At 66.7% G+C, this 23,545-nt stretch carries 17 protein-coding genes; 14 read left to right on the top strand and 3 right to left on the bottom strand.

Features of this window, described 5'->3' with window-relative positions; translation table 11 throughout:
- Positions 1 to 13: 13 nt before the first annotated feature.
- A complete protein-coding gene (locus D9R12_RS03710; protein WP_170159132.1) occupies positions 14 to 1,303 on the bottom strand; it encodes an efflux RND transporter periplasmic adaptor subunit in 1,290 nt (429 codons plus the stop codon).
- A 445-nt stretch (positions 1,304 to 1,748) separates the two neighbouring features.
- Between D9R12_RS03710 and glmS the strand changes: the two genes are divergently transcribed.
- Complete coding sequence (gene glmS / locus D9R12_RS03705) at positions 1,749 to 3,581, top strand: glutamine--fructose-6-phosphate transaminase (isomerizing) (RefSeq protein WP_122228167.1); 1,833 nt, start codon at positions 1,749 to 1,751, stop codon at positions 3,579 to 3,581.
- A gap of 17 nt (positions 3,582 to 3,598) precedes the next feature.
- Here glmS and amaB read toward each other — a convergent pair whose 3' ends face one another.
- On the bottom strand, positions 3,599 to 5,131 hold the full coding sequence (amaB, locus tag D9R12_RS03700; RefSeq protein ID WP_122228164.1) for an L-piperidine-6-carboxylate dehydrogenase: 1,533 nt from the start codon (positions 5,129 to 5,131) through the stop codon (positions 3,599 to 3,601).
- Positions 5,132 to 5,428: 297 nt separating this feature from the next.
- On the opposite strand from amaB, the gene D9R12_RS03695 reads away from it, so the two are divergent.
- The 5 genes from D9R12_RS03695 to trhA all read left to right on the top strand — a co-directional run bounded on the left by D9R12_RS03695 (position 5,429) and on the right by trhA (position 12,039).
- The gene (locus tag D9R12_RS03695) at positions 5,429 to 7,207 is read left to right on the top strand and encodes a sensor domain-containing diguanylate cyclase (RefSeq protein WP_122228161.1); all 1,779 of its coding nucleotides are present in this window, start codon (positions 5,429 to 5,431) and stop codon (positions 7,205 to 7,207) included.
- A 153-nt stretch (positions 7,208 to 7,360) separates the two neighbouring features.
- On the top strand, positions 7,361 to 7,819 hold the full coding sequence (locus D9R12_RS03690) for a hypothetical protein (RefSeq protein ID WP_210538791.1): 459 nt from the start codon (positions 7,361 to 7,363) through the stop codon (positions 7,817 to 7,819).
- A gap of 192 nt (positions 7,820 to 8,011) precedes the next feature.
- Positions 8,012 to 9,118, top strand: a complete 1,107-nt coding sequence (locus D9R12_RS03685; RefSeq protein WP_014161742.1) for a PLP-dependent cysteine synthase family protein — start codon at positions 8,012 to 8,014, stop codon at positions 9,116 to 9,118.
- A gap of 68 nt (positions 9,119 to 9,186) precedes the next feature.
- A complete protein-coding gene (locus D9R12_RS03680; RefSeq protein WP_122228155.1) occupies positions 9,187 to 11,208 on the top strand; it encodes a M3 family metallopeptidase in 2,022 nt (673 codons plus the stop codon).
- Between the two features lie 174 nt (positions 11,209 to 11,382).
- Positions 11,383 to 12,039, top strand: a complete 657-nt coding sequence (trhA, locus tag D9R12_RS03675; protein WP_122228152.1) for a PAQR family membrane homeostasis protein TrhA — start codon at positions 11,383 to 11,385, stop codon at positions 12,037 to 12,039.
- 35 nt (positions 12,040 to 12,074) lie between these two features.
- On the opposite strand, the gene D9R12_RS03670 is transcribed toward trhA, so the two are convergent.
- Positions 12,075 to 14,636, bottom strand: coding sequence for a PAS domain-containing hybrid sensor histidine kinase/response regulator (locus tag D9R12_RS03670; RefSeq protein WP_122228149.1), 2,562 nt, complete (start codon positions 14,634 to 14,636; stop codon positions 12,075 to 12,077).
- Between the two features lie 544 nt (positions 14,637 to 15,180).
- On the opposite strand from D9R12_RS03670, the gene D9R12_RS03665 reads away from it, so the two are divergent.
- The 8 genes from D9R12_RS03665 to D9R12_RS03630 all read left to right on the top strand — a co-directional run bounded on the left by D9R12_RS03665 (position 15,181) and on the right by D9R12_RS03630 (position 23,518).
- Positions 15,181 to 15,669, top strand: coding sequence for a MarR family winged helix-turn-helix transcriptional regulator (locus tag D9R12_RS03665; protein WP_122228787.1), 489 nt, complete (start codon positions 15,181 to 15,183; stop codon positions 15,667 to 15,669).
- 1,295 nt (positions 15,670 to 16,964) lie between these two features.
- Positions 16,965 to 18,266: an aromatic ring-hydroxylating oxygenase subunit alpha gene (locus D9R12_RS03660; protein WP_122228146.1), complete on the top strand. Its 1,302-nt coding sequence runs from the start codon at positions 16,965 to 16,967 to the stop codon at positions 18,264 to 18,266.
- Between the two features lie 31 nt (positions 18,267 to 18,297).
- A complete protein-coding gene (locus tag D9R12_RS03655) occupies positions 18,298 to 18,828 on the top strand; it encodes an aromatic-ring-hydroxylating dioxygenase subunit beta (protein WP_122228143.1) in 531 nt (176 codons plus the stop codon).
- A 344-nt stretch (positions 18,829 to 19,172) separates the two neighbouring features.
- Positions 19,173 to 20,030 (top strand): VOC family protein, encoded by an 858-nt coding sequence (locus tag D9R12_RS03650; protein WP_122228140.1) that lies wholly within the window; start codon positions 19,173 to 19,175, stop codon positions 20,028 to 20,030.
- A 60-nt stretch (positions 20,031 to 20,090) separates the two neighbouring features.
- Positions 20,091 to 20,903 (top strand): 1,6-dihydroxycyclohexa-2,4-diene-1-carboxylate dehydrogenase, encoded by an 813-nt coding sequence (locus D9R12_RS03645; protein WP_122228137.1) that lies wholly within the window; start codon positions 20,091 to 20,093, stop codon positions 20,901 to 20,903.
- A 174-nt stretch (positions 20,904 to 21,077) separates the two neighbouring features.
- A complete protein-coding gene (locus D9R12_RS03640) occupies positions 21,078 to 21,947 on the top strand; it encodes a DMT family transporter (RefSeq protein WP_210538779.1) in 870 nt (289 codons plus the stop codon).
- A 37-nt stretch (positions 21,948 to 21,984) separates the two neighbouring features.
- A complete protein-coding gene (locus tag D9R12_RS03635; RefSeq protein WP_122228131.1) occupies positions 21,985 to 22,323 on the top strand; it encodes a non-heme iron oxygenase ferredoxin subunit in 339 nt (112 codons plus the stop codon).
- A 211-nt stretch (positions 22,324 to 22,534) separates the two neighbouring features.
- A complete protein-coding gene (locus tag D9R12_RS03630) occupies positions 22,535 to 23,518 on the top strand; it encodes an amidohydrolase family protein (protein WP_122228128.1) in 984 nt (327 codons plus the stop codon).
- Positions 23,519 to 23,545: the final 27 nt, after the last annotated feature.

The raw sequence follows: 23,545 nt of genomic DNA, 5'->3' as shown, positions 1-23,545 counted from the left end.
GGGTCCCGACGGCTCAATAAATCGTCACCCGTGGCGCATCGCCGAACTGGTCGGCGCCGGAGACCACCACCCGGTCACCTTCGTTCAAACCGGACAGCACTTCGGTTTCCGAAAGGCTCGACACGCCCAGCTGCACCGGCTGACGCTGGGCGCTGGAGCCGGCCATGACGTAGGCGTAGCGGCCGCCGGACTGTTCGACGAACGGACCGCGCTCGACCTTGAGCACGTTCTTGCGGGTATCCAGCAGGATCCGTGCGCTCATGCGCTGGCTCTGGCGCAGGCCCGGTGGCTGCCTGCCGTCAAAGCGCACCCGCGCGGTGACCTCGCCGGCCACCACTTCCGGCGACACCGCCGAGATCTTGCCGGGGTAGGGTTCGCCGCTGCCGGAGGTCAGCTGCGCCGGCACGCCGATGGCCAGGTCGCGGGCGAAGCTCTCGGGCACCTTGATCTCGACCTCGAACTTGCTCAGGTCCACCACGCTCAGGATCGGTGCGTTGATCGCCACGTTGGTGCCCTGGGCGACCTGCACCTGGCCGACCTGGCCGTCGAACGGCGCACGCAGGGTCAGCGCGTCGACCTGGCGGCTCAGTTCCTCGACCACCGCGTTCTGGCGCTGGGCCAGCAGCGCCTTGTTGCGGGCATCCAGCTGCGCACCCTGCTGCTTGAGCGAAGCATCCTGCCGGGCGTGCTGCAGTTCGATCTCGGATTTCTTCAGGGTGTCCTGCGACTTGGCCAGTTCCACCTGCGGCAGCGCACCGCCGTCGAAGGCGCGCTGGTAGCGCTGGACATCGCGCTCGGCGGCCTGGCGGTCGATCCTGGCCTGGTCGATGGCCTTGCTGGCCTCGGCCCTGGCCCGGGTCACGTCCAAGGTGGCGCGGCTGGCTTCGGCCTGCAGCCCGGCCAGGGTGGATTGCTCCTGGACCAGCCTGCTGCGCAGGGCCGGGCTGTCGATCACCGCCAGCGCGTCGCCCTTCTTGACCACATCGCCGGCCACCACCTGCAGGGTGACCGTGCCGCCGTCGATGGCATACAGCGTGGGGCTGTTGGCGGTGATGACCCGGCCGTCGGCAGCCAGGTCGCGGACCAGGTCGCCCCGGGTCACCGTGGCGATGCGCACGCGACTGGCGTCGAACGAGCGCCCGCCCGCGGCCCAGCCCATCACCACCCAGGCCAGCAAGGCGGCCAGCACGACCGCCCCGCCGCCGACCAGCCCCCAACGCTTCCAGCGCGCGCCCTTGCTGGCCAGGACCACGGTGTCCTGGCCAGCGGTGTCGCGGATGCGGAAAGGGTTTGCGGTCTGCATGGGCTTGGATGGCATCGGTGGCTGCGGCGTCCGTGCCTGCCAAGCATGGCGTGTGCCAACGGCAAGTCGTTGAATCGAAAGGGCAGGCTCCACTGGACACTGTCCGCGCGGACACCGGGGCTGTCCGTGCGGACAGCGGCATGCGCCTCTCCCCCCAGGTTCCGGACACACCGGTCAAGCGCCTCGTTGTTCGCTCCCTCCCTTGCGCGCAGCGCAGGGGAGGGCCGGGGAGGGGTCGCCTTTTGCCGTAAAGCACGGCGGCGCGGTGGCCCGCACGCGAAGCCAGGAGCAACCCCTCCCATCCCTCCCCTGCGCTGCGCGCAAGGGAGGGGGCAACTCTGCGTGCGACGGAGCGCTCCGGCAACCCAGGCGGCAGTCAGGCAGCCGGAGTGCGCCTGTAAACTTGCCGCGCTCTTTCTGATTGCAGACCTGCAAAGGATTTCCCATGTGCGGCATCGTTGGCGCGATCGCGGATCGCGATGTGGTCCCGGTCCTGATCGAGGGCCTCAAGCGCCTGGAATACCGTGGCTATGACTCGGCCGGGATTGCCATGGTCGTCGGCGATGACGTGCGCCGCGTGCGCCGCACCGGGCGCGTCGCCGAGATGGAAGCGGCCGCGCAGGCCGAGCACTTCAGCGCCACGCTGGGCATCGGCCATACCCGCTGGGCCACCCACGGCGGGGTGACCGAGGCCAACGCCCATCCGCACATCAGCCACGGCGCGCTGGCCCTGGTCCACAACGGCATCATCGAAAACCACGAGGCGCAGCGCGAGAAGCTGGCCGCGCTGGGCTACGTGTTCGAATCGCAGACCGATACCGAGGTCATCGCCCACCTGATCCACCACCATCAGCAGCAGGGCCTGGACCTGCTGGCCGCGTTGCAGGCGGCGGTCAAGGAACTGACCGGCGCCTATGCGCTGGCCGTGGTGTCCAAGGCCGAGCCGCAGCGCCTGGTCGCCGCGCGCATGGGCTGCCCGCTGCTGGTCGGGCTGGGCATCGGCGAGAACTTCGTCGCCTCGGACGTGTCGGCGATCCTGCAGGCCACCCGCCGGGTGATCTTCCTGGAAGAGGGCGACACGGTCGATGTGACCCGCACCGGCGTCACCGTGTTCGATGCCACCGACAGCCGCGTGGAGCGCAAGGTGCATGTCTCGGACGTGTCGCTGGCCTCGCTGGAGCTGGGCCCGTACCGCCACTTCATGCAGAAGGAAATCCACGAGCAGCCGCGCGCCATCGCCGACACCATCGAGGCGGCGGTCGATGCGGGCGGCTTTCCGGCCACGCTGTTCGGAAAAAACGCCGAAAGCATCCTGCGCCAGATCACCGGGGTGCAGATCCTGGCCTGCGGCACCAGCTACTACGCCGGCCTGACCGCGCGCTACTGGATCGAGGCCATCACCGGCCTGCCATGCAGCGTGGAGATCGCCAGCGAATACCGCTACCGCGCCGCCTACGCCAACCCCAAGCACCTGGTGGTGACCATCTCCCAGTCTGGCGAAACCCTGGACACGATGGAGGCGCTCAAGTACGCCAGGTCGCTGGGCCACCTGCACACGCTGTCGATCTGCAACGTGCCCGAGAGCGCGATCCCGCGTGCCAGCGAGCTGGTCTGCTACACCCGCGCCGGCGCCGAGATCGGGGTGGCCTCGACCAAGGCCTTCACCACCCAGCTGGCGGCGCTGTTCCAGCTGACTGTGGTCCTGGGCAGGCTGCATGGCAAGGTCAGCGACCAAGAAGAAGCGCAATACCTGGAAGAGCTGCGCCACCTGCCCGGCAGCGTGCAGCACGCGCTCAACCTGGAGCCGCAGATCGCGGCCTGGGCCGAGCGTTTCGCGCTCAAGCAAAACGCGCTGTTCCTGGGCCGCGGCCTGAGCTATCCGATCGCGCTGGAAGGTGCGCTCAAGCTCAAGGAAATCTCCTACATCCATGCCGAGGCCTATCCGGCCGGCGAGTTGAAGCACGGCCCGCTGGCGCTGGTGGATGCCACCATGCCGGTGGTGTTCATCGCGCCCAACGATCGCCTGCTGGAAAAGGTCAAGTCCAACATGCAGGAAGTGCGCGCGCGCGGCGGCGAGCTGTTCGTGTTCGCCGACCAGGACAGCCACTTCAGCGAGTCCGCCGGCGTGCACGTGATCCGCACCCCGCGCCACACCGGCGTGCTCTCGCCGGTGGTGCACACCATCCCGGTGCAGCTGCTGGCCTACCACACCGCCCTGGCGCGCGGCACCGACGTGGACAAGCCGCGCAACCTGGCCAAGGCGGTCACGGTCGAATGACCCGTTGCCAGGTGCGGCTACAGATCGAACTTGATGCCCTGGGCCAGCGGCAGTGAATCGGAATAGTTGATCGTGTTGGTCTGGCGGCGCATGTAGGCCTTCCACGCATCCGAGCCGGATTCGCGGCCACCGCCGGTGTCCTTTTCGCCGCCGAACGCGCCGCCGATCTCCGCACCGCTGGTGCCGATGTTGACGTTGGCGATGCCGCAGTCGCTGCCGGCGGCGGACAGGAACTTCTCGGCGCTCTTGAGGCTGTTGGTGAAGATCGCCGAGGACAGGCCCTGCGGCACGCCGTTGTGCAGGTCGATGGCCTGGTCCAGTGTTTCGTAGCGCATCACGTACAGGATCGGGGCGAAGGTCTCGCGCTGGACGATGGGATCGCTGTTGTCCAGGCCGGTGATGATGGTCGGCAGGACGAAGTTGCCCTCGCGCGCCAGTGCGCTGCCGCCGGTTTCCACGATGCCGCCGGCGGCCTTGGCCTGTTTCACGGCGGCCAGGAATGCATCGACCGCCGACCTGCTGTTGAGCGGGCCCATCAGGTTGGCCGGATCCAGCGGGTCGCCGATCCTGCCTTCGACCTGCCGGTAGGCCTTGACCAGCGCCGCCAGCACGGTGTCGTGGATCGAGGCATGCACGATCAGCCGGCGGGTGGTGGTGCAGCGCTGGCCGGCGGTGCCCACCGCGCCAAAGACGATGCCCGGCACGGCCAGCTTCAGGTCTGCCGTTTCGTCAAGGATGATCGCGTTGTTGCCGCCCAGCTCCAGCAGGCTGCGGCCCAGGCGACGGGCCACGCGCTCGGCGACCGTGCGGCCGACTTCGGTCGAGCCGGTGAAGCTGATCAGCCCGATGCGGGTGTCATCGACCAACTGCCGGGCCAACTCGGCGCCGGCATCGTTGATCAGGAAGAACAGGTCCGGAAAGCCGGCATCGGCGAGTGCCGCGTTGCAGATCTTCTGGGTGGCGATCGCGGTCAGCGGAGTCTTGCTGGACGGCTTCCAGATGCAGATGTCGCCACAGATCGCGGCCAGGAAGGCATTCCACGACCACACCGCGACCGGAAAATTGAACGCACTGATGATCCCGACCAGACCGATCGGGTGGTACTGCTCGTACATGCGGTGGCCGGGGCGCTCCGAATGCATGGTGTAGCCGTAGAGCATGCGGCTCTGGCCCAGGGCGAAGTCGGCGATGTCGATCATCTCCTGCACTTCGCCGTCGCCTTCGGGCTTGGACTTGCCCATCTCCAGGGCGACCAGCGACCCGAGCAGGTCCTTGTTGGCGCGCAGGGCGTTGCCGCACAGGCGCACCGCTTCGCCGCGGCGCGGGGCGGGCGTGGTGCGCCATACCTTGAACGCCGCTTGGGCGCGCGCGATCACCGTGTCGTAGTCGGCCTGGCTGCTGGCCTGGACCGTGGCGATGACGGCGTTGGTGGTCGGATTGACCGACTCCAGCACGCCGGCACCGGTGGTCTGGGACCACTGGCCCTGGCCGAGGTAGGTGCCTGGATTGGTGTGCCTGAGGCCCAGGGCCTTGAGCAGGTCAGCGGACATGGTGACTCCTTGGGGTGTGGAAGCCGGGCGGCGCAGGCTCGAGCGCCCGCCGGGCCGCGCGGATGCACCGATTATCCGGGGATGGCCCGGCCAAACCCAGCGCGCATTTGCGCCGATCGCCGAAGACATTCGTCGGAAGCACGAGCGGTTTCGGCGCAATCACCAGTCCTGCTGCAGGTGATCAAACTGTGCATCCGATCCCGCCGCCGGGCATGAATGGTCCCTGGCGATGGGCGAAGATGGCGGGTGACCCCGTTGCGCATGCGGCCGGGGCCGCCAACGTGCAGAGAATGCGAGATGGATGCAAAGGGCTTGGAAACCGACGACGAACGCGAGCGCCTGCAGCGGCTGCTGGACCTGCGTCTGCTGGATACCCCGCCAGAACCGCTGTTCGATGCGTTGGCCCGCGCCGCGGCCGAGCTTACCGGCTCGCCGGTGGCCCTGGTCACCCTGATCGACCAGCAGCGCCAGTGGTTCAAGTCCAACTATGGCTTGCCCGGCGTCGAATCGACCGCGCGCAGCACCGCCATCTGTGATTACGCGATCCGCAGCGAAGAGCTGATGGAGGTGCGCGATGCGCGCCGCGACGTGCGCTTCTCGCGCCTTGACACGGTGGTGGGCGAGCCGCACGTGCGCTTTTACGCCGGCGCGCCCTTGACCCTGTCCAGCGGCCATCGGGTGGGCACGCTGTGCGTGTTGGATACCGTGCCGCGCGCGCTGAGCGAGCACCAGCGCAGCGCGCTGCAGCAGCTGGCCAAGGCCACGGTGGCGGCGATCGAGCTGCGCGAGCAGCTGATGAAGAACCAGGAAGCACTGACCGGCAACGCGCTGGAACTGTCGGCCCAGGTGCAACGCGGCGCGGCGCTGGAACGGCAACTGCGCGCCAGCGAGGCGTTCCTGGAACGCACCGGCAGGACCGCGGGCGTGGGCGGCTACGAGGCCGACCTGGAGAGCGGCCAGATCCTGTGGTCCGACGAAACCTGCCGGATCCACGAGGTACCGCCAGGCTTCACCCCGGCCAGCTACGAGCAGGCCTTGTCCTTCTATCCCGAGCCGGCGCGCGAGGTGGTCAACGCCGCGGTGCAGCGCAGCGTGGAGACCGGCGAAGGATGGGATCTGGAGCTGCCACTGGTCACCCGCGGCGGCCGCGCGATCTGGGTGCGCACCGTGGGGCGCATGGACGTGGTGGACGGCCGGCGCAAGCTGCTGGGCGCCTTCCAGGATGTGACCATGCGCCACCGCGCAGTGCAGGCGATGGAGGCCAGCGAGCGCCGGTTCCGCAAGATCTTCGAGTTCAGCCTGGGCCTGATCTGCACCCATGATGCGCATGGCGTGCTGCTGAACATCAACCCGGCCGCCGCGCGTTCGCTGGGGATGGACGTGTCGGCGCTGCTGGGGCGTGAGCTGACCGAGTTCATGCAGCCCGAGCGCCGTGCCTGGTTCGGCGACTATCTGGCCGAGATCTACCGCGAAGGCAATGCCTCGGGCACCATCGAGCTGGTCGCGCGCGACGGCACCCTGCGCTACTGGAACTTCCATAACGTGCTGGACGAGGACGACGGAGAGCGTTACGTGCTGGCCCACGCCCAGGACGTCACCAGCCAGTACTGGCAGGAGCGGCGGCTGCGCGAACTCTCCCGGCGCGATCCGCTGACCAACTGCTTCAACCGCCGCTACCTGCTGGAGCTGGAAACGCTGTGGGCCGACATGCCGGCCGCGTGCGTGGCCTTCGACCTGGACCATTTCAAGCAGGTCAACGACACCCATGGCCACCAGCGCGGCGACCAGGTGCTGGTGAGCTTTGCCGATTTCCTGCGGCGCCATACCCCCGAGCCCGGCGTGGTGGTGCGACTGGGCGGCGACGAATTCGCGGTGCTGCTGGCCCACGCCGACGCCGAAGGCCTGGCCCAATGGATGGCCCAGCTGCGCGCCGATGCGGACCAGTCGCCGATCGGCTTCTCCAAGGGCGCTGCGCTGCGCATCGCCGGGCAAACGCTGGAGCAGACCCTGGCCCATGCCGACCAGGAGCTCTATCGCAAGCGCCGCCGGCATCGCAGCAGGCGCGCCGGCGACTGAAGGTTCACCGGACCTGCCAGGGGCTGGCCTGGCGACGGTCCGCCGACCAGATCCATGCCCGGCCGCGTTAGCACTGTGGCCGGCCGCCTGCCAACACCGCGCTGGGCACACGCGGTAGCGTCAAGCCAGGTCAACCAAAGAGGCAGGTGCATGGTGATGAAGGCATGGCGGGATGGGGCGGCGATGGAACTGTGGCAGGCACTGGTGCATGAGGCAGCCGGCGAGCAGGGGCAAACGCTGGACCAGGCGCAGGAGGCGTACCTGGTCTTCGTGCTGCTGCGCTACCAGCGCGAACGCGACCTGCTGGCCCGCACCCAGGCACTGGAATGGCTGCATGCGCAGCAGCAGACCGGCCAGCTGCGCGCCGATGCGCTGCGCGATGTGGGCGATCGTTGCCTGCTGATCGCCGGACTGTTCCCCGGGCTGGCGCAGCGGCGCCGGGTGAGCGAGGACTACTTCATCGACCTGGGCCGCGGCGCCTATGCCGAGGTGGCCGACAGCGGCCGCAGCGCCACGGCCGAGCTGTTCGCGCAGCTGGCCGCCGGCTACATCAGCCTGGTGGCGACGCTGCGCGCGATGCGTGCGCCGGGCGCGGTGCTGTTGTCGCGTTGAAGGTGCGCGGCAGCGGCTCACCGATCAGGGGCTGCAGCCAGGGCGCGATATGACCGCTGTGCAGGGCGGGTCTGGTCCGCGTCGCTGGCCCGGCCCGCCGCTGCGGCGGCAACGGGATGATGCCCCGGCCGGGCGCCGGCGGCGCGGCGGCCCTAGAATGGGCGGCATACCTTGTCTTCGAAGCTCACCCCGATGTCGCAGCGCGACTGGGTGGCCGCCGCCATCCACAAGATCGAAGCCGACTTCAACCGCTCGGCCGACACCCACCTGATCCCGCTGCCGCTGCCCGGCTATCCGGGCATCGACGTGTACCTGAAGGACGAATCCAGCCATCCCACCGGCAGCCTCAAGCACCGCCTGGCGCGCTCGCTGTTCCTGTATGCGCTGGCCAACGGCTGGCTGCGCCAGGACGCGCCGGTGATCGAGGCCTCCAGCGGTTCGACCGCGGTGTCCGAAGCCTATTTCGCGCGCCTGCTGGGCTTGCCGTTCATCGCGGTGATGCCGGCCAGCACCTCGCCGGAGAAAATCGCCGCGATCACCTTCTACGGCGGCCAATGCCATCTGGTCGAACAGCCCGGCGCGATCAATGCCGAGTCCGAGCGCCTGGCGCGGGCGCATGGCGGCCATTTCATGGACCAGTTCACCTACGCCGAGCGGGCCACCGACTGGCGGGCCAACAACAACATCGCCGAATCGATCTTCAAGCAGATGGCGGCCGAGCCGCACCCGATCCCCGAATGGATCGTCTGCAGCCCCGGCACCGGCGGCACCGCCGCTACCCTGGGCCGTTACGTGCGCTACCGGCGCCATCGCACCCGCATCCTGTGCGCCGATCCGGAGCATTCGGTGTTCTTCCACTACTACTGCCAGGCGCTGGCAGGCCAGGCCGATGCCGGGTGCCTGCACCATTGCGGCTCGCGCATCGAGGGCATCGGCCGGCCGCGGGTGGAGGCCAGCTTCGTGCCGAGCTGCATCGATGCGATGCTCAAGGTGCCCGATGCGCTGAGCCTGGCGGCGATGCGCTGGACCAGCACGGCGCTGGGCCGGCGCGTGGGCGGCTCGACCGGCACCAACCTGGTCGGCGTGCTGCACGCGGCCCAGGCGATGCAGGCCGCCGGGCGCAGCGGCTCGATCGTCTCCATCCTGTGCGACAGCGGCGAGCGCTATGCCCACAGCTATTACGATCCGGCCTGGTACGTGCGCTGCGGGATCGAAACCCGACTCAGTGACGCGGCCACGGCCGCCGCGGTGGCCGGCGCGGCCCTGCCTGAACTACAGACCGCCCGCCACGACGGCTGAGTCCCGGCGCGCTTGGATGTGCCCGCCACGCGCCCTATCTTGAAATGCCCTTTCCCAGGAATTCACCGATGAACCCGCTGCTCGATTTTTCCGGCCTGCCCCGTTTCGATGCCATCGCTCCCGAGCATGTCGGCCCGGCCATCGACACGCTGCTGGCCGATGCCGAGGCGGCGGTGAAACGGGCCGAAACCGTCAGCCCGGTCACCTGGGACAGCTTCGTGGTGCCGCTGGACGATGCCACCGAAAGACTCTGGCGCGCCTGGGGCCAGGTCAACCATCTGCAGGGCGTGCTCAACTCGCCCGAGCTGCGCAAGGCCTACAACGACAACCTGCCCAAGGTGACCCGCTTCGCCAGCGCGCTGGCACAGAACCAGGCACTGTTCGCCCAGTACCGGGCGCTGGCCGAAACGACCGACCCGGCCGCGCTGGATCCGGCCCGCGCCAGGACCCTGGACAACGCGCTGCGCGATTTCCGCCTCGGCGGCGCCGAGCTGGCCGACGAGGCCAAGGCACGCTTTGCGGCCGTGCGCGAGGAACTGGCCAGCCTGTCGGCCAAGTTCTCCGAGAACGTGCTCGATGCCACCGACGAATACGCGTTCTGGATCAAGGACAGGCAGCACCTGTCGGGCCTGCCGGACGAGGTGATCGCCGCCAGCCGCGCCGCGGCCAGGGCCGAGGGCGAGCCGGGCTGGAAGTTCACCCTGCAGATGCCGTGCTACCTGCCGGTGCAGACCTATGCCGACGACCGCGCCCTGCGCCAGACGCTGTACCAGGCCTATGCGGTGCGCGCCTCGGAGGCCGGCGATGAGAAGCTGGACAACTCGCCGCTGATCCAGAAGGTCCTGGCCCTGCGCGCCGAGCTGGCGCAGCTGCTGGGCTTTGCCTCGTATGGCGAATACTCGCTGGCCACCAAGATGGCGCAGAGCCCGGCCCAGGTGCTGGAGTTCCTGCGCGAGCTGGGCGCACGCGCGCTGCCCTACGCCCGGCAGGACCGGGCCGAGCTGGAAGCCTTCGCCCGCGACGCGCTGGGCCTTGAGACGCTGGAGCCGTGGGACATCGCCTACGTCAGCGAGAAGCTCAAGCAGGCACGCTACAGCTTCTCGGCGCAGGAGGTGAAGCAGTACTTCACCGAGGAGGCGGTGCTGGGCGGCCTGTTCGACCTGATCAAGTCGCTCTATGGCGTGGAGGTGGTGGCCGACACCGCGCCGGTCTGGCATCCGGACGTGCGCTTCTACCGCCTGCAGGATGCCGACGGCAGCCTGGTGGGCCAGTTCTACCTGGACCTGTACGCGCGCGAGGGCAAACGCGGCGGGGCGTGGATGGACGACTGCCGCAACCGCCGCCAGCGCGCCGACGGCGTGCAGACCCCGCTGGTCTACCTGGTGTGCAACTTCGGCAAGGGCGTGGACGGGCAGCCGGCGACCTTGACCCACAACGAGGTGATCACCCTGTTCCACGAGATGGGCCACGGCCTGCATGCGCTGCTGACTGCGGTCGGCGAGCTGAGCGTGTCGGGCATCAACGGCGTGGAATGGGACGCAGTGGAACTGCCCAGCCAGTTCATGGAGAACTTCTGCTGGGAATGGGCGCGCCTGCAGGGCATGACCCGGCACGTGCAGACCGGCGAGCCGCTGCCGCGGGCGCTGTTCGACAGGATGATCGCGGCCAGGCATTTCCTCAGCGGCATGCAGACCGTGCGCCAGCTGGAGTTCGCCCTGTTCGACATGGCCCTGCATACCGAGTTCGACCCGGTGCAGGACAGGGTGATGGACCTGCTGGAGCGGGTGCGCGACGAAGTGGCGGTGAACCGCCCGCCGAGCTGGCACCGCTTCCCGCACAGCTTCAGCCACATCTTCGCCGGCGGCTACGGCGCGGGCTATTACAGCTACAAGTGGGCCGAGGTGCTCAGTGCCGATGCCTATGCCGCCTTCGAGGAAGCGCCGGACCAGCTGGCCGATACCGGCGCGCGCTTTCGCGCCGAGATCCTCTCGCGCGGCGGCAGCCGCAGCGCGCTGGAAAATTTCACCGCCTTCCGCGGCCGCGCGCCCAGCATCGATGCGCTGCTGCGCCACAACGGCATGGCAGCCTGAGGCCGTAGGGCGGGTCTTGACCCGCCACCGCGGTACGGCCTGGATTGCGATTGCGATTGCGGTGCGACCACGGCGGGTCAAGACCCGCCCTACGCGGCTCCCACAAGTCCCAAGGCCGGCGCGCCATGCCCGGCCGGTATCCTGTGTGCCTTCTTCCCGACGCATGCATCGCCCTTGTCCGCTCCCGTCCCCGCTGCACCCCATTACAAGACCGCCGCCGCCCGCCGCGCCGACCTGATCGTGCACCTTGCCGGCCTGGTGCTGGCGATTTTCGGCGGGGCGGTGCTGGTGTGGCGTGCGCTTGCCAACGAGGCGCTGCTGGTGGCCACCTGCGTCTACGCGCTGGGACTGCTGGTGATGTTTGCCTGTTCGGCCGCCTACAACTTCGCCCCCGCCGCGCGCCAGCCCTTTCTGCGCAAGCTGGACCACGCCGGCATCTTCGTGATGATCGCCGGCTCCTACACGCCCTTGCTGGTGCTGGGCCTGTCCGGGGCGTGGGCCTGGGCGATGATCCTGGGGGTGTGGGCCGTGGCGCTGTTTGGCGTGGTCGGCAAGCTGTTCCTGCCCGGGGTGGGCAAGGGTTTCTGGGTGGCGATCTACCTGCTGCTGGGCTGGGCCTCGGTGATCGCCATCAAGCCGCTGATGGCCGGGCTGGACAGTGCGGTGCTGTGGCTGATCGCCGCAGGCGGGCTGATCTACACCGTGGGCGTGGGGTTCTACGTGCGCAAGTCGCTGGTCTACAACCGTGCGCTGTGGCACGCCCACGTGCTGGGCGGTGCGGCGGCGCACTGGGCTGCGATCTGGCTGTGCCTGCGGCCGCTGCCGGGGTGAGGCGCGCGGCCTGAGTGCCCGGACCCGCGCCGGCCTCAGCTGGCGATGAGTTCGCGGATGCGCCCGGCCAGCTCGTCCAGCGAGAACGGTTTGGTCAGCACGTGCATGCCCGGTTCCAGGTGGCCGTGGCTGAGGACCGCGTTTTCGGCATAGCCGGTGATGAAGAGCACCTTGAGGCCCGGACGCTGCACCCGCGCCGCGTCGGCCATCTGCCGGCCGTTCATGCCGCCGGGCAGGCCCACGTCGGTGACCAGCAGGTCCACGCGCGCGTCGGAATTGAGGATGCGCAGCCCGCTGGCGCCGTCCTCGGCCTCCAGCGGCGCATACCCCAGGTCACCCAGCACTTCGGTCACCAGCACCCGCACCGCGGCTTCGTCGTCGACCACCAGCACGGTCTCGCCCTGCAGGCTGCGCGGGGCATCGCCGGAGGCCTGTGCCTCGCCGGGCTGGTCGGCCTCGCCCAGGTAGCGCGGCAGGTAGATGGACACCGTCGAGCCCTTGTCCGGCTCGGAGTAGATGCTGACCGCGCCGCCGGACTGGCGGGCAAAGCCGTAGATCATCGACAGCCCCAGCCCGGTGCCCAGGCCAAGTGGCTTGGTGGTGAAGAACGGGTCGAAGGCCTTGGCAATCACCTCCGGCGGCATGCCGGTGCCGGTATCGGACACGCTCAGCGAGATGTATTGGCCGGGAGCGATGCCGCGCTCGCTGGCGGTGCGCCGGTCCATCCAGCGGTTGCCGGTCTCGATGGTGATCCTGCCGCCATCGGGCATCGCATCGCGGGCATTGATGCACAGGTTGAGCACCGCGTTTTCCAGCTGGCTCGGATCGATCAGCGAGGGCCACAGCCCGGCCGCGTTGACGGTCTCCACCGTGATCGATGGGCCCACGGTGCGCTGGATCAATTCCTCGATCCCGTTGACCAGCTGCTTGACGTCGGTCGGCTTGGGCGAGAGCGTCTGCCGGCGTGAGAAGGCCAGCAGGCGATGGGTCAGGCTGGCTGCGCGCCCGGCGGCGCTGGCGGCGATGTTGATGTAGCGGTCCAGGTCGGTGGTGCGGCCCTGGGCCAGGCGCATCTTCAGCAGTTCCAGGCCACCGGTGATGGCGGTCAGCAGATTGTTGAAGTCGTGCGCCAGACCACCGGTGAGCTGGCCCACCGCTTCCATTTTCTGCGCCTGGTGCAGGGCCGCCTCGGTGTCCATCAGCTCGCGGGTGCGCTGCTCCACGCGCTGCTCCAGCGTCTCGTTGGCATGGCGCAGGGCTGCCTCGCCGTGCAACCGCTGTTCGGCGGTGCGCAGGCGCTCGGCGAACTCGCGCACCAGCGCGATTTCCTGCTCGTCCCAGTGGCGCACCTGGCTTTCATGGACGTAGAGGATGGCCACCAGCCGGCCCTGTTCGATGACCGGCACGTTGATCAGGGCGCGCACCTGCCTGCTTTCCAGCGGCGCGGCCATGGACTGGGTCAGGGGGTGGTCGCAGACGTCTTCGACGGCCACCAGCTCGCCGGTCTCCAGCGCGCTGCCCAGCGCGCCGTAGCGCAGGTCCAGCATCGGGTCCAGGGGTTCGATGCCGGCGGCGCGCCATTCACAGGTCACCTGCAGGACCTGGCTGCTCTCGATGGCATGCGCATAGCCGACCCGGCCGGCGGCCAGCGCACGGCCCAGGATGGCGCTGGCCAGCAGGCCCAGCTGCGCCGGCTCGCGGGCATCGCGGATCGCGTCGGTCAGGGCAACCAGGGCCTCGCGGGCCGATTCGGCGCGCGCGCGGTCGGTGACATCCACGCCCTCGATGAAGATGCCGATGGGCTGGCCCTGTTCGTCCTTGATCGGCTGGAACACGAAATCCACCACCCGTCGCACCGGCGCTGCTTGCGGATGGACCTGCATCGCATAGGGCGCGCCCTGTGCCGCGTACACCTGGCCGTCGGCGAAAACCCGGTCCAGCAGGGCCAGGTAGCCCTGGTCCACGGCGTCGGGCAGCACCTGGGGCAGGGTGCTGCCGATCACCGCGCGATCGCCCACCAGCCGGCGAAAGGCCGGGTTGGCCAGCTCGAAGCGATGCTCGGGCCCGCGCACCACCGCCATGAACGAGGGCGCCTGTTCGAACAGCTGCGCCAGGCGCTCGCGCTCGGCGGCGATGGTGCGCTGGGCCAGGACCCGCTCGGTGGTTTCCACCACGATGGCGAACACGCCGATGGGGGTGCCGGTCTGGTCCAGCACCGGCGAGTAGTCCAGATCCACCCACAGGGTCCTCAACTGGCCGTCGCGGTTCAGGGCCAGCTCCATGTCCTTGTAGGACAGCGGCTGGTTGCCCAGCAGCACGTGGCTCACCACGTTGTCGTTGAAGCTGGCGATCTCGCCCCAGCCTTCGCGGACGTTGGAGCCCAGCAGCGACGGGTGCCGCTCGCCGGCGAACCTGGAATAGGCATCGTTGTAGATCATCACCCCTTCGCGGCCCCACAGGGTCACGATCGGCACCGGCGATTGCAGCATAAGGGCGACGGCGGTGCGCAACGCGTCCGGCCAGTCGTCGATCGGACCCAGGCTGGTCGATGCCCAGTCGTGTTGCGCGATCAGCCGTCCCAGCTGGCCGCCATCCATCAGGAATGAATGCTTCAACGTGGCACCCCTGCGCGGCCGCGACGGACCTTCCGCCATGGGCCCGGCGAAGGCCAGGCGATCACATTGTGATGAACTCGGCTGTGAAATGGCAGTTGACTGCCGCTGCCGTGGGCGCCGAGCGCCAGGGCAGGCGCGTGGCCGCGGGCGCCGGCGCCAGGAAACCTGCCGGCCCCGGTGGATTGGAATCGGCAACGCGGGCATCCGGTGCCCGTTGATCGCCAGCCATGGTTGCTTCCGGCTCGGGCCAGCGCTGGGTCAATCGGCCCACGCCCATGCCACCTCACCCTTGCCCCGCATCCCGCTCTCCTGCTATCAAGGGCAGGCCTGTGCGCTTCTCGGGTGGCGGGCAGACAAGTCGCATCGCCGGGCACTTATACCTGTGTTCTCTCCGCCCGCGACACGCATGCCCTTCGGGCCGGCTAGCAGATCGGCTGAGCGGACGGTTACCAATGTTCACGCATGGGCCACAACACGCATGCAGCGCGCCGTGCATAACACTTTCGAGACAGGATATGGAGAGGCGATGAAACGGAAAGACGATCACACTGCGCAGCAGGTACTCCGTCACTGGCGCGAGGAGGTGCCCGATGATCGGTTAGCCCACCTGGTTCGGGATGCTGCCCGGCTTTTGACGCGAAGCCTGCAACTGCGGCTGGCCGAACACGACGTCAGCTTCGGACACTGGGCCTTTCTGCGCGTGCTATGGGTCACCGAAGGCCTCACCCAGCGGGAATTGAGCGACCAGGTCGGACTGATGGAACCGACCACATTTACGGCGCTGAAAGCCATGGAAGCCAAGGGGCTGATCGAGCGCCGTTTCCAGAACGGCAACCGGAAGAAGATCTACATCTATCTCACGCCCAAAGGCCTGGCCCTGAAGGACGTGCTGATCCCCATCGCCGAGGAGCTCAACGAGGTCGCGGTGCGCGGGATACCCGAAGATGACGTCAGGACATTGCATCGGGGCCTGCTGGGCATCATCGAGAATCTTGTCGAAGCACGCGCGGTATAGCCCCTGCCTGCACGACACCGAGCAGAAAGTCACTTCTCGCGCTCGCGCTCAAAGCAGCTCGGAAAGTCTTGCCCCTGAAAATTGCGCGTACTGATATTCAAGCGCAATCCTAAGATGAGGACTGCAGGCGCTGGGTGCTCGCAGCGGACCAACGATGAAGGTCTCCGCAGCATTGCCGGGGCGGTTCATGGTGATGTCTGGCGCATGCGGCGGGATCTGCGGCAGAGTTCGTATCGGCTCCGGCAGCCGCTGCCTGCCTTGGCGTTTGAAGAGGCCTGCCCCACAAGGGCAGACAACCCGACAGGGCTTGCTGCGCCAGCCATTGGGGCGCACGAGCGCGTCGAACAGCCGTCAGAAGCCAAGTCCTGGCTTGGTCTGCAGCGGTTCCTCGATTGCAGAGATCAGTGGCCCGTCATTGTGGGCCACAGTTGGCAATGTCGCGCCAAGCACGCTGGCCGCAACGCCCGCTCGCCTACCGCGGGCACTGACGCTATCACCGGTGTGCACGCCACACTCAGCTCCAGGCACGGGTCTGCCAGCCTTCTCGTGGCAGCACGTTCTTCCGCGCCCGGTCCTCCGTGGGCCAGATCCACGCATCTACGTTTGAGTCGTGGTGGCCGGCCTGGATTTCCTCCAGGTGCGTAACCGGGCCGCACCAGGGTTCCCGTGCCCGGCCCCTGGGCGCAGCAGGTAGCGCCGCTGATGCCGTGCAGGTCTGGCCGATGCTCCGTTTTCCTTGATGACATCGGAATTTCCTCCAGCCAAGCTCATGGGCGAGGACTGTCTTCTGACGGGCGCTGATCCTCTAGGCCACTCGCCTGCCGCTGCCTGGCTCTGATCGGACACATCGAGGGGCCGAGCTGCTGGGCGCGCAGTGGCCGCGGCGTCCAGCACTTGACAGGCCCTCGGCGGGTAGTATCTTAGATCACTAAATTAGGCGCTGAAGTATGTGCTGGCCGATCCAGCATTGATCTAGGGAGGGCACTTCGAGTTGTGGTGGAAAACGACGAGGTCGCGTACGTCGAAGCCGGGGCCGCCCGGCCGACTGCGGACCACCATCGCCGTGAAGATCGCATCGTTTCGCCGGCCACTTTTAAGAGCCTGTGCGAGCCGATCGAGCAGGCGCAGTTACGTGCCCTCGGTTGCCGCGTGCATTGGGCGCAAATCGGACACACATGGCACGGTCCAAAAGGCCCGTGGCGGGTTTTTTATCGACCAATCGTTCCAGGCTGCACAATCGCGGGAGCCAACACCGCAGCGACGCGGCCAGGACAGTAGATGATGAGGCCATACCAATGACAACGTTGATCGCATCCGGTCGCGACTACGGTGCGCTTGTGGAAGAGGACCGCGTCCATAGCTCGATCTTTACCGACGAGCAGATCTTTCAGGACGAGATGGAACGCATCTTCCACCGCACTTGGTTGTTCGCCCTGCATGAAAGTGAAATACCTGAGCCCGGTGATTTCAAGCGCATCCAGCTGGGGCGTTTCCCGATCATCGCCACCCGCGACGAAAAGGGTGAGATCCAGTTATTGATCAACCGTTGTCGTCACCGGGGCGCCCAGGTGTGCGAGGCACAGCGCGGCAATGCCAAGCGCTTCCAGTGCTGGTATCATGGGTGGACCTATGACTCCGGTGGCGACCTGGTCGGGGTTACCGGCCCGGAAGGCTACGATAGGAACTTCAAGGCTGAGCAGCACGCTCTGGGCAAGGTTCCGCGCGTGGACAGTTATCGCGGATTTGTTTTTGCCAGTCTGGCCGAGGATGGCATGAGCCTCGACCAGTACCTGGGCTCGACCAGGGAGCTGATCGACATCATGGTTGATTCCTCGCCCGTTGGCCAAATCGAGGTCAAACCGGGTGTGGTCAACAAGACCATGTACCGAGGCAACTGGAAACAGATCGGCATGGATGGCTATCACCCCCATTACGTGCATGTTTCGGTATTCAAGATCTTTGGCGAGCGCGAAAACACCACCGGATCTGCAGTTGGTGCGTTACATCTGGAAGATCCGTTTTCCGATGCGTCGCAGAGCCGGACGCGGGGTTTTCCCAATGGCCACGCCTGCCTCGACTTCCGCGCACAGCGCCGCCCGCAGGCGGCGGCGGCCATCGAAGACCTCCAGCGCAAGGAAGAAGGCCGCCTGTATGTGGAGGACATGATCGCCGCCTATGGGCGGGAACGTGCCGAAGAGCTGATTGCCTGGCATGGTGACCCGCATCTTGGACTGTTTCCAAACCTGCAACTGATCCATGACCACGTGCGGGTGGTGGTGCCGATCAGCCCGGGCGAGACCGAGGTGCTGATGTACCCGGTTTTTCTGAAGGGCGTCGGGCCGAGCATTAACGAGAAGCGCCTGCGTGCCCACGAGGCTTTTTATGGACCGGCAGCGGCCGGATCACCGGACGACGCCGAGATATTCGAGCGCACGCAACGTGGTCTGCTCGCCGATCGCGAGCCCTGGGTGCTGCTGTCGCGGGGGATGGCCCGTGAGCAGGTCGATGCCGATGGCAGCGTGACCGGCTGCATCAGCGATGAAATCACCCAGCGCGCACAGATGCAGGAATGGAAACGGCTGATGACAGCCCCCTGAGCTGCGATCGCAAACAAACGGAGACAAACCAGTGGCCAAACACCTTGTGGAAGCGACGCCAGCGGCCTTGGCCGGCAGTATCGTGGACCTCCAGACACAGCTGCGCCTGGAACGCTTCCTGGCCTATGAGGCCGCCCTGATGGACGACCATCGGTACCAGCAGTGGCATGCCCTGTGGGCCGATGGCGACATTCGCTACTGGGTGCCTTGCAACGACGATGATCAGGATCCCATGACCGGCATCGCGATCATCTACGATGATCGTGCGAGCCTGGACGAGCGGATGATGCGCCTGAAGGACAAGAACGCCCACGCCTATCGGCCGCAGCCCAAGCTGGTCCGCACCATCTCCGGGGTGGTTCCGCTCAGCCGTGAGGATGACGAGTTAGTGGTTGCTTCCAGTTTCGTACTCGGCGAGATGCGAGCCGGCCTGCAGAACATCTGGTTTGGAAAATGCCTCTACCGGCTGCAGGATGACCCTGAACGGTTCCGCATTCGCAGCAAGAAAGTGATGCTGCTGAACAATGACGAGGCGATGCCGAACCTGACCTTCTTGGTCTGATCGGAATTCATGATCGGTGGAAATGGCCGTGTCCAAGCTTTTTGTTGACGCAATCGGCGGCGGGAGCGCGGCGCGGTGAGCGTCCCGGCGCAACCTGTGCGCGCCGATCGTAGCGTCTGCACCGGCGGCGCAACGCCGGTCGCACGGCGGGCTGTGCCGCTGGATCCGGGTCGCCATCAGCATGGCTCGGCTGCGGCCGGCTCGATGCGGGACATGCCGGGTGTTTCGGCCGCCTGGTCGGAAACGCCCGGTCACCACGCTTCTTTCTCGCCTGCACCAGGGCCTGGCATAGATCGTGGCCAGCTGGCCACGGCGCTCATGGAACCATCAGTGGGGATTAAGCAATGATCCATCTGCACGATATCTGCTACCTGCGCCTGGGCTGCAGCGACCTGGAGGAAATGGTGCGCTTTGCCACCGACATCCTGGGGCTGGAACTGCGCGCAAGAACGCCCACCCACGCCTACCTGCGTGGCGACAGCAGCGCCTTCAACCTCTGTTACATCCAGGGTGATGCGTCCTATGACGTGTCGGCGTTCGAGGTACGCCACCTGGCCGACCTGGAGGCCCTCGAGCAGGAGCTGGCGCAGCTGGGGATCGCGACCCACCGGGGCAACTCGGCCGAGTGCGAGGAGCGTCGGGTTGAAGCCTTCGTGGCGCTCACCGACCCCAACGAAAATCACATCGAGCTGGTCTACCGGCCCCACCAGACCGGTGTGCGCTACTTCCCCGCGCGAGACGCCGGGATTACCGAGTTTGGTCACTTTGGTCTGCACAGCCGTGATATCGAGCGAGACCTGCGCTTCTGGACCTCGGTCCTCAGCGCCCGGGTCAGTGACCGCATCGGCGATAGCGCGCTGTTGCGCATCGACGAGGTGCATCACAAGATCGCACTGTTCCCCTCCGAAAAGACCGGCATCCAACACGTCAATTTCCAGGTGGCGAGCATCGATGACGTGATGCGATCCTGGTATTTCCTGCAGGACCGGGGCGTCCCGATCGTGTTCGGGCCCGGCCGGCACCCAACCTCGACCGCGATGTTCATTTACTTCCTCGGACCCGACGGGCGTGTCTACGAATATTCCTCCGGGGTCAAGCGGATCACCGACGAGGCGTCCTACACACCGCGCCAGTTCGAGATGAAACCCTCCTCATTCTGCATGTGGGGCGCCAAGCCCAACGTCGATGAATTCGGCAAGTGAGCGCGCCCGCCACGCGCATGCGCGCAGGGTGAGAGCACGCGCAGGAACCAGGACAGAACCGTGAACCAACACAACTGCAGACGATTCAACGGCAAGGTGGCCCTGGTCACCGGTGCAGGGCAGGGCATCGGCCTGGCCACCGCCTGGCGGCTGGCGCGCGAGGGTGCCCGGGTGGTGCTCGCGGACAAATCTGCCGCGCCGACCCATGAGGCCGCCGACGCCATGCGTGCACAGGGTCTTGAGGTGGCAGTGGCGATCGCCGACCTGGCCACCTACGCCGGTGCGCAAGGCGCAATGGGCGAAGCCAAATCCGCCTTCGGCGGCATCGACGTGCTGGTCAACAATGTCGGTGGGACCATCTGGAAGAAGCCGTTCTGGCATTACAGCGAAGAGGAGATCAAAGCCGAAGTCGAGCGCTCCTTCTGGCCGCCTTTGTGGTGTTGCCGTGCCGTGGTGCCCTACATGCAGGCGCGCGGCGGCGCCATCGTCAACGTTGGTTCCAACGCGACCATGGGGATCTTCCGCATCCCCTATTCCGCATCGAAGGGCGGGGTGGTCGGCCTGACCACGGCGCTGGCGGTCGAGCTGGCCGATTTCAACATCCGCGTCAATTGCGTCGCGCCCGGCAACACCGCAGTCAAGGAGCGACCGACGCCGCGCCTGGGGCGCGAGTTGACCGAGCAGGAGAAACAGTGGAACCAGCAGTTCTACGACTACGTGACCAAGGAAGGCCTGTTCGATCGACCTGCGTCGGTCGAGGAGCAGGCTGCGGCGATCGCCTTTCTGGCTTCCGACGATGCCTCCTATATCACCGGTGAGGTGCTGGACACCGGCAAGCGGGGGATGCGCATCTCGTCTGTGAGCCACGGATAGCTGCCGTTCGAACACAGCTGCGCTGCTTCTGTCGCCGCGCTCCGGGATTGATCGCGCCGGGCTTGGGCGGTCTGTCCCTGCAGCAGGAGGCAGGGCCGTTCGCTCGCGTCACACGCAGCGCGTTTCAAGCGCAGAAGGGGTATGTCCGAGATGTCTGGAATGATGCCCATTGGCATGGCCCTGCTGTCGTCGTTGATGTTCGCACTCACCTTTGTGTTCGTGCGCGTAGGAGTCAAGACCGCGTCGACGGCCACCGCATTGTGGGTCACGTTGTTCATCAACGTGGTCTTCCTCTGGGGCTGGAGCCTGCTTGCCCATGGCTGGCAGTTCGAACATTGGTGGCAGTGGCGCTACTTCTTCCTCTCCGGGGTGTTCGCGCCCTTGCTTGGCCGGCTCTTCCAGTTTCAGGGAATGGCCAAACTGGGCGCGAACATCACTACTCCGCTGACCCTGACGCATCCGGTGATCACGGTGCTGCTGGCGATCCTGTTTCTCGACGAGCACGTCTCCAGGCGAGGCCTTGTCGGCGGCCTGCTGGTGGTGGCGGGCAGCGTCCTGGTCGGCATGCAGGGCGGGCAGAGTGCAACGCGTAGCCTGCGCAGCGTTTCGCGCGTTTACCTTATGCTGCCGTTGCTTGCTTCGGTGTGCTACGGCATCTCCATCGTCTTTCGCAAAATCGGGATCGATCTCGGTTCGGACGCGGTGACCGCCGCAGCGGTGACCTGCACCTCGTCCTGGCTGTTTGCCACGCTGCATGTGGTGGCGACCGGGTCGGCAAGGCAGATCCGCTGCAGTCGACGCGAGTTGGGCTTCTTCGTCCTCGCCGGGATCTTCTCGGGTCTCGGGCCGGTACTGCTGTACGCGGCTCTGCAGCGTGAAAGCCTGGTGGTCATCGCGCCGCTGGGCGCGACCACGCCGCTGTTCGTCCTGCTGGTCTCTTACCTGTTCATCCGCGCGGATGAAATCTTCACGCCCTTGGTCATCGCCGGAACAGTCGCCACCGTCACAGGGGTGATCCTGGTGACGGCCTACGGGCTGGCATGAAAATTCCTACAAAGAAGCCGATATGGAGGATCTTGTAATGGGCACGTCCCACTTCTACGTTTGCGACACCGATGCGATGGTCAACGGCGAGATTCGCCAGGTAACCCCGCCCGGTGCCGGCCCGGTGGCGGTGTACCGGGTTGCCGATGCCTTCTACGCCACCGATGACACCTGCAGCCACGGTCAGGCGCTGCTTTCCGAGGGCGAAGTCGACGAGGACTGCGTCGTGGAATGCCCTTGGCATGGCGGCACCTTCGATGTGCGTACTGGCCAGGCGCTGTCGTTTCCGTGCGTGCTGCCCATCAGGGCGTATCCGGTCGCAGTCGAAAGCAACAAGGTCTATCTCGACCTGGACGCTGGCACAATCAAGCCCTAGGAGCCTGTCGGACTTTGGCCGGCCGGGCTGCAAATCCGGCTGTGCGGTCCATATTTCCGTCGCTTCTTGCCCCATAGAACCACTATGGGGCGGCGAATCGGCGAAAGTCTGTCCTCGCGCAGCCGAATTTGACCAGCTTCGCTGTTGTGAAGCTCTTCGCCTCGACCGCCAAAGCCCGACAGACTCCTAGCCAGAGCGCAGGAAGCAAGACATGATCGACATGCATACCCATGTGGTGCCGGCAGATTTTCCTGCCTATCCGGGCCGGGAAAAGAACCACGGTTGGCCATGCATGCGCTGCGGGCAGGGGCACCACCGCACGGTGATGATCGGCGGGAAGCCGTTTCGTGAGGTGACCGATCAGTCCTGGGACGTCGGCCGGCGGCTGGAGGATATGGCCGCCGAAGGTGTGGATCGGCAGGTTCTGTCGCCGATGCCGGAGCTGCTGTCCTACTGGTTTGATCTCGATGATGCCCTGGCCTTCGGCGGCTACATCAACGGCTGTATCGCCGAGATGGTCGCCCAGGCGCCGCAGCACTTCCATGGCCTGGGCATGGTGCCGTTGCAGGATCCAGAGCGGGCCGCGCGCGAGGTCCGCGCGCTCAAGCATGAATATGGCCTGCTTGGGATCGAGGTGGGGTCGAACATCAACGGCATCGCCATGGGGGACCGGCGTTTCGACCCCGTCTTCGCCGCCCTGCAGGAAGAGGGCATGTGCCTGTTCGTGCATGCATTGCACCCGACCCGCGAGCGCCTCTACGGGCCGCCGCTGATGGAGGCAATGGTCGCCTTTCCCAACGAGAACGGCCTGGGGATCGCCGCTTTCATCGCCAACGGCGTGCTCGATCGCTTTCCACGCCTGCGCATCGCCTTCAGTCATGGCGGTGGTTCCTTCCCGATGATCCTGCCGCGGTTGCAGCACGGTTGGGAAACCAGCCCGCCCCTGCGCGAGGCGATTCCACGTTCGCCGCAGGAGGTCGCACGGCAGTTCTGGTACGACACCCTGGTCTACAGCGTGCCGGCGCTGACTTACCTGATGCAGGTCTATGGCACCAGCCAGCTGATGATTGGCACCGACTACCCGTTCGTCATTCGCGAAACCCACCCCGGCCGGCGCCTGCAGGAGCTGGCGCTCGATGCGGTTGAACGTGAGGCCTTGGTGGCCGGCAACTGCCGACGTTTTCTGGGCCTGTAGCGCGTCGCGCGTGGCGCCAGATCGATC

The organism is Pseudoxanthomonas spadix, from assembly GCF_003703395.1.
Taxonomy (GTDB): Bacteria; Pseudomonadota; Gammaproteobacteria; order Xanthomonadales; family Xanthomonadaceae; genus Pseudoxanthomonas_A; species Pseudoxanthomonas_A spadix.
This window is presented reverse-complemented; position numbering and strand designations above follow the sequence as displayed.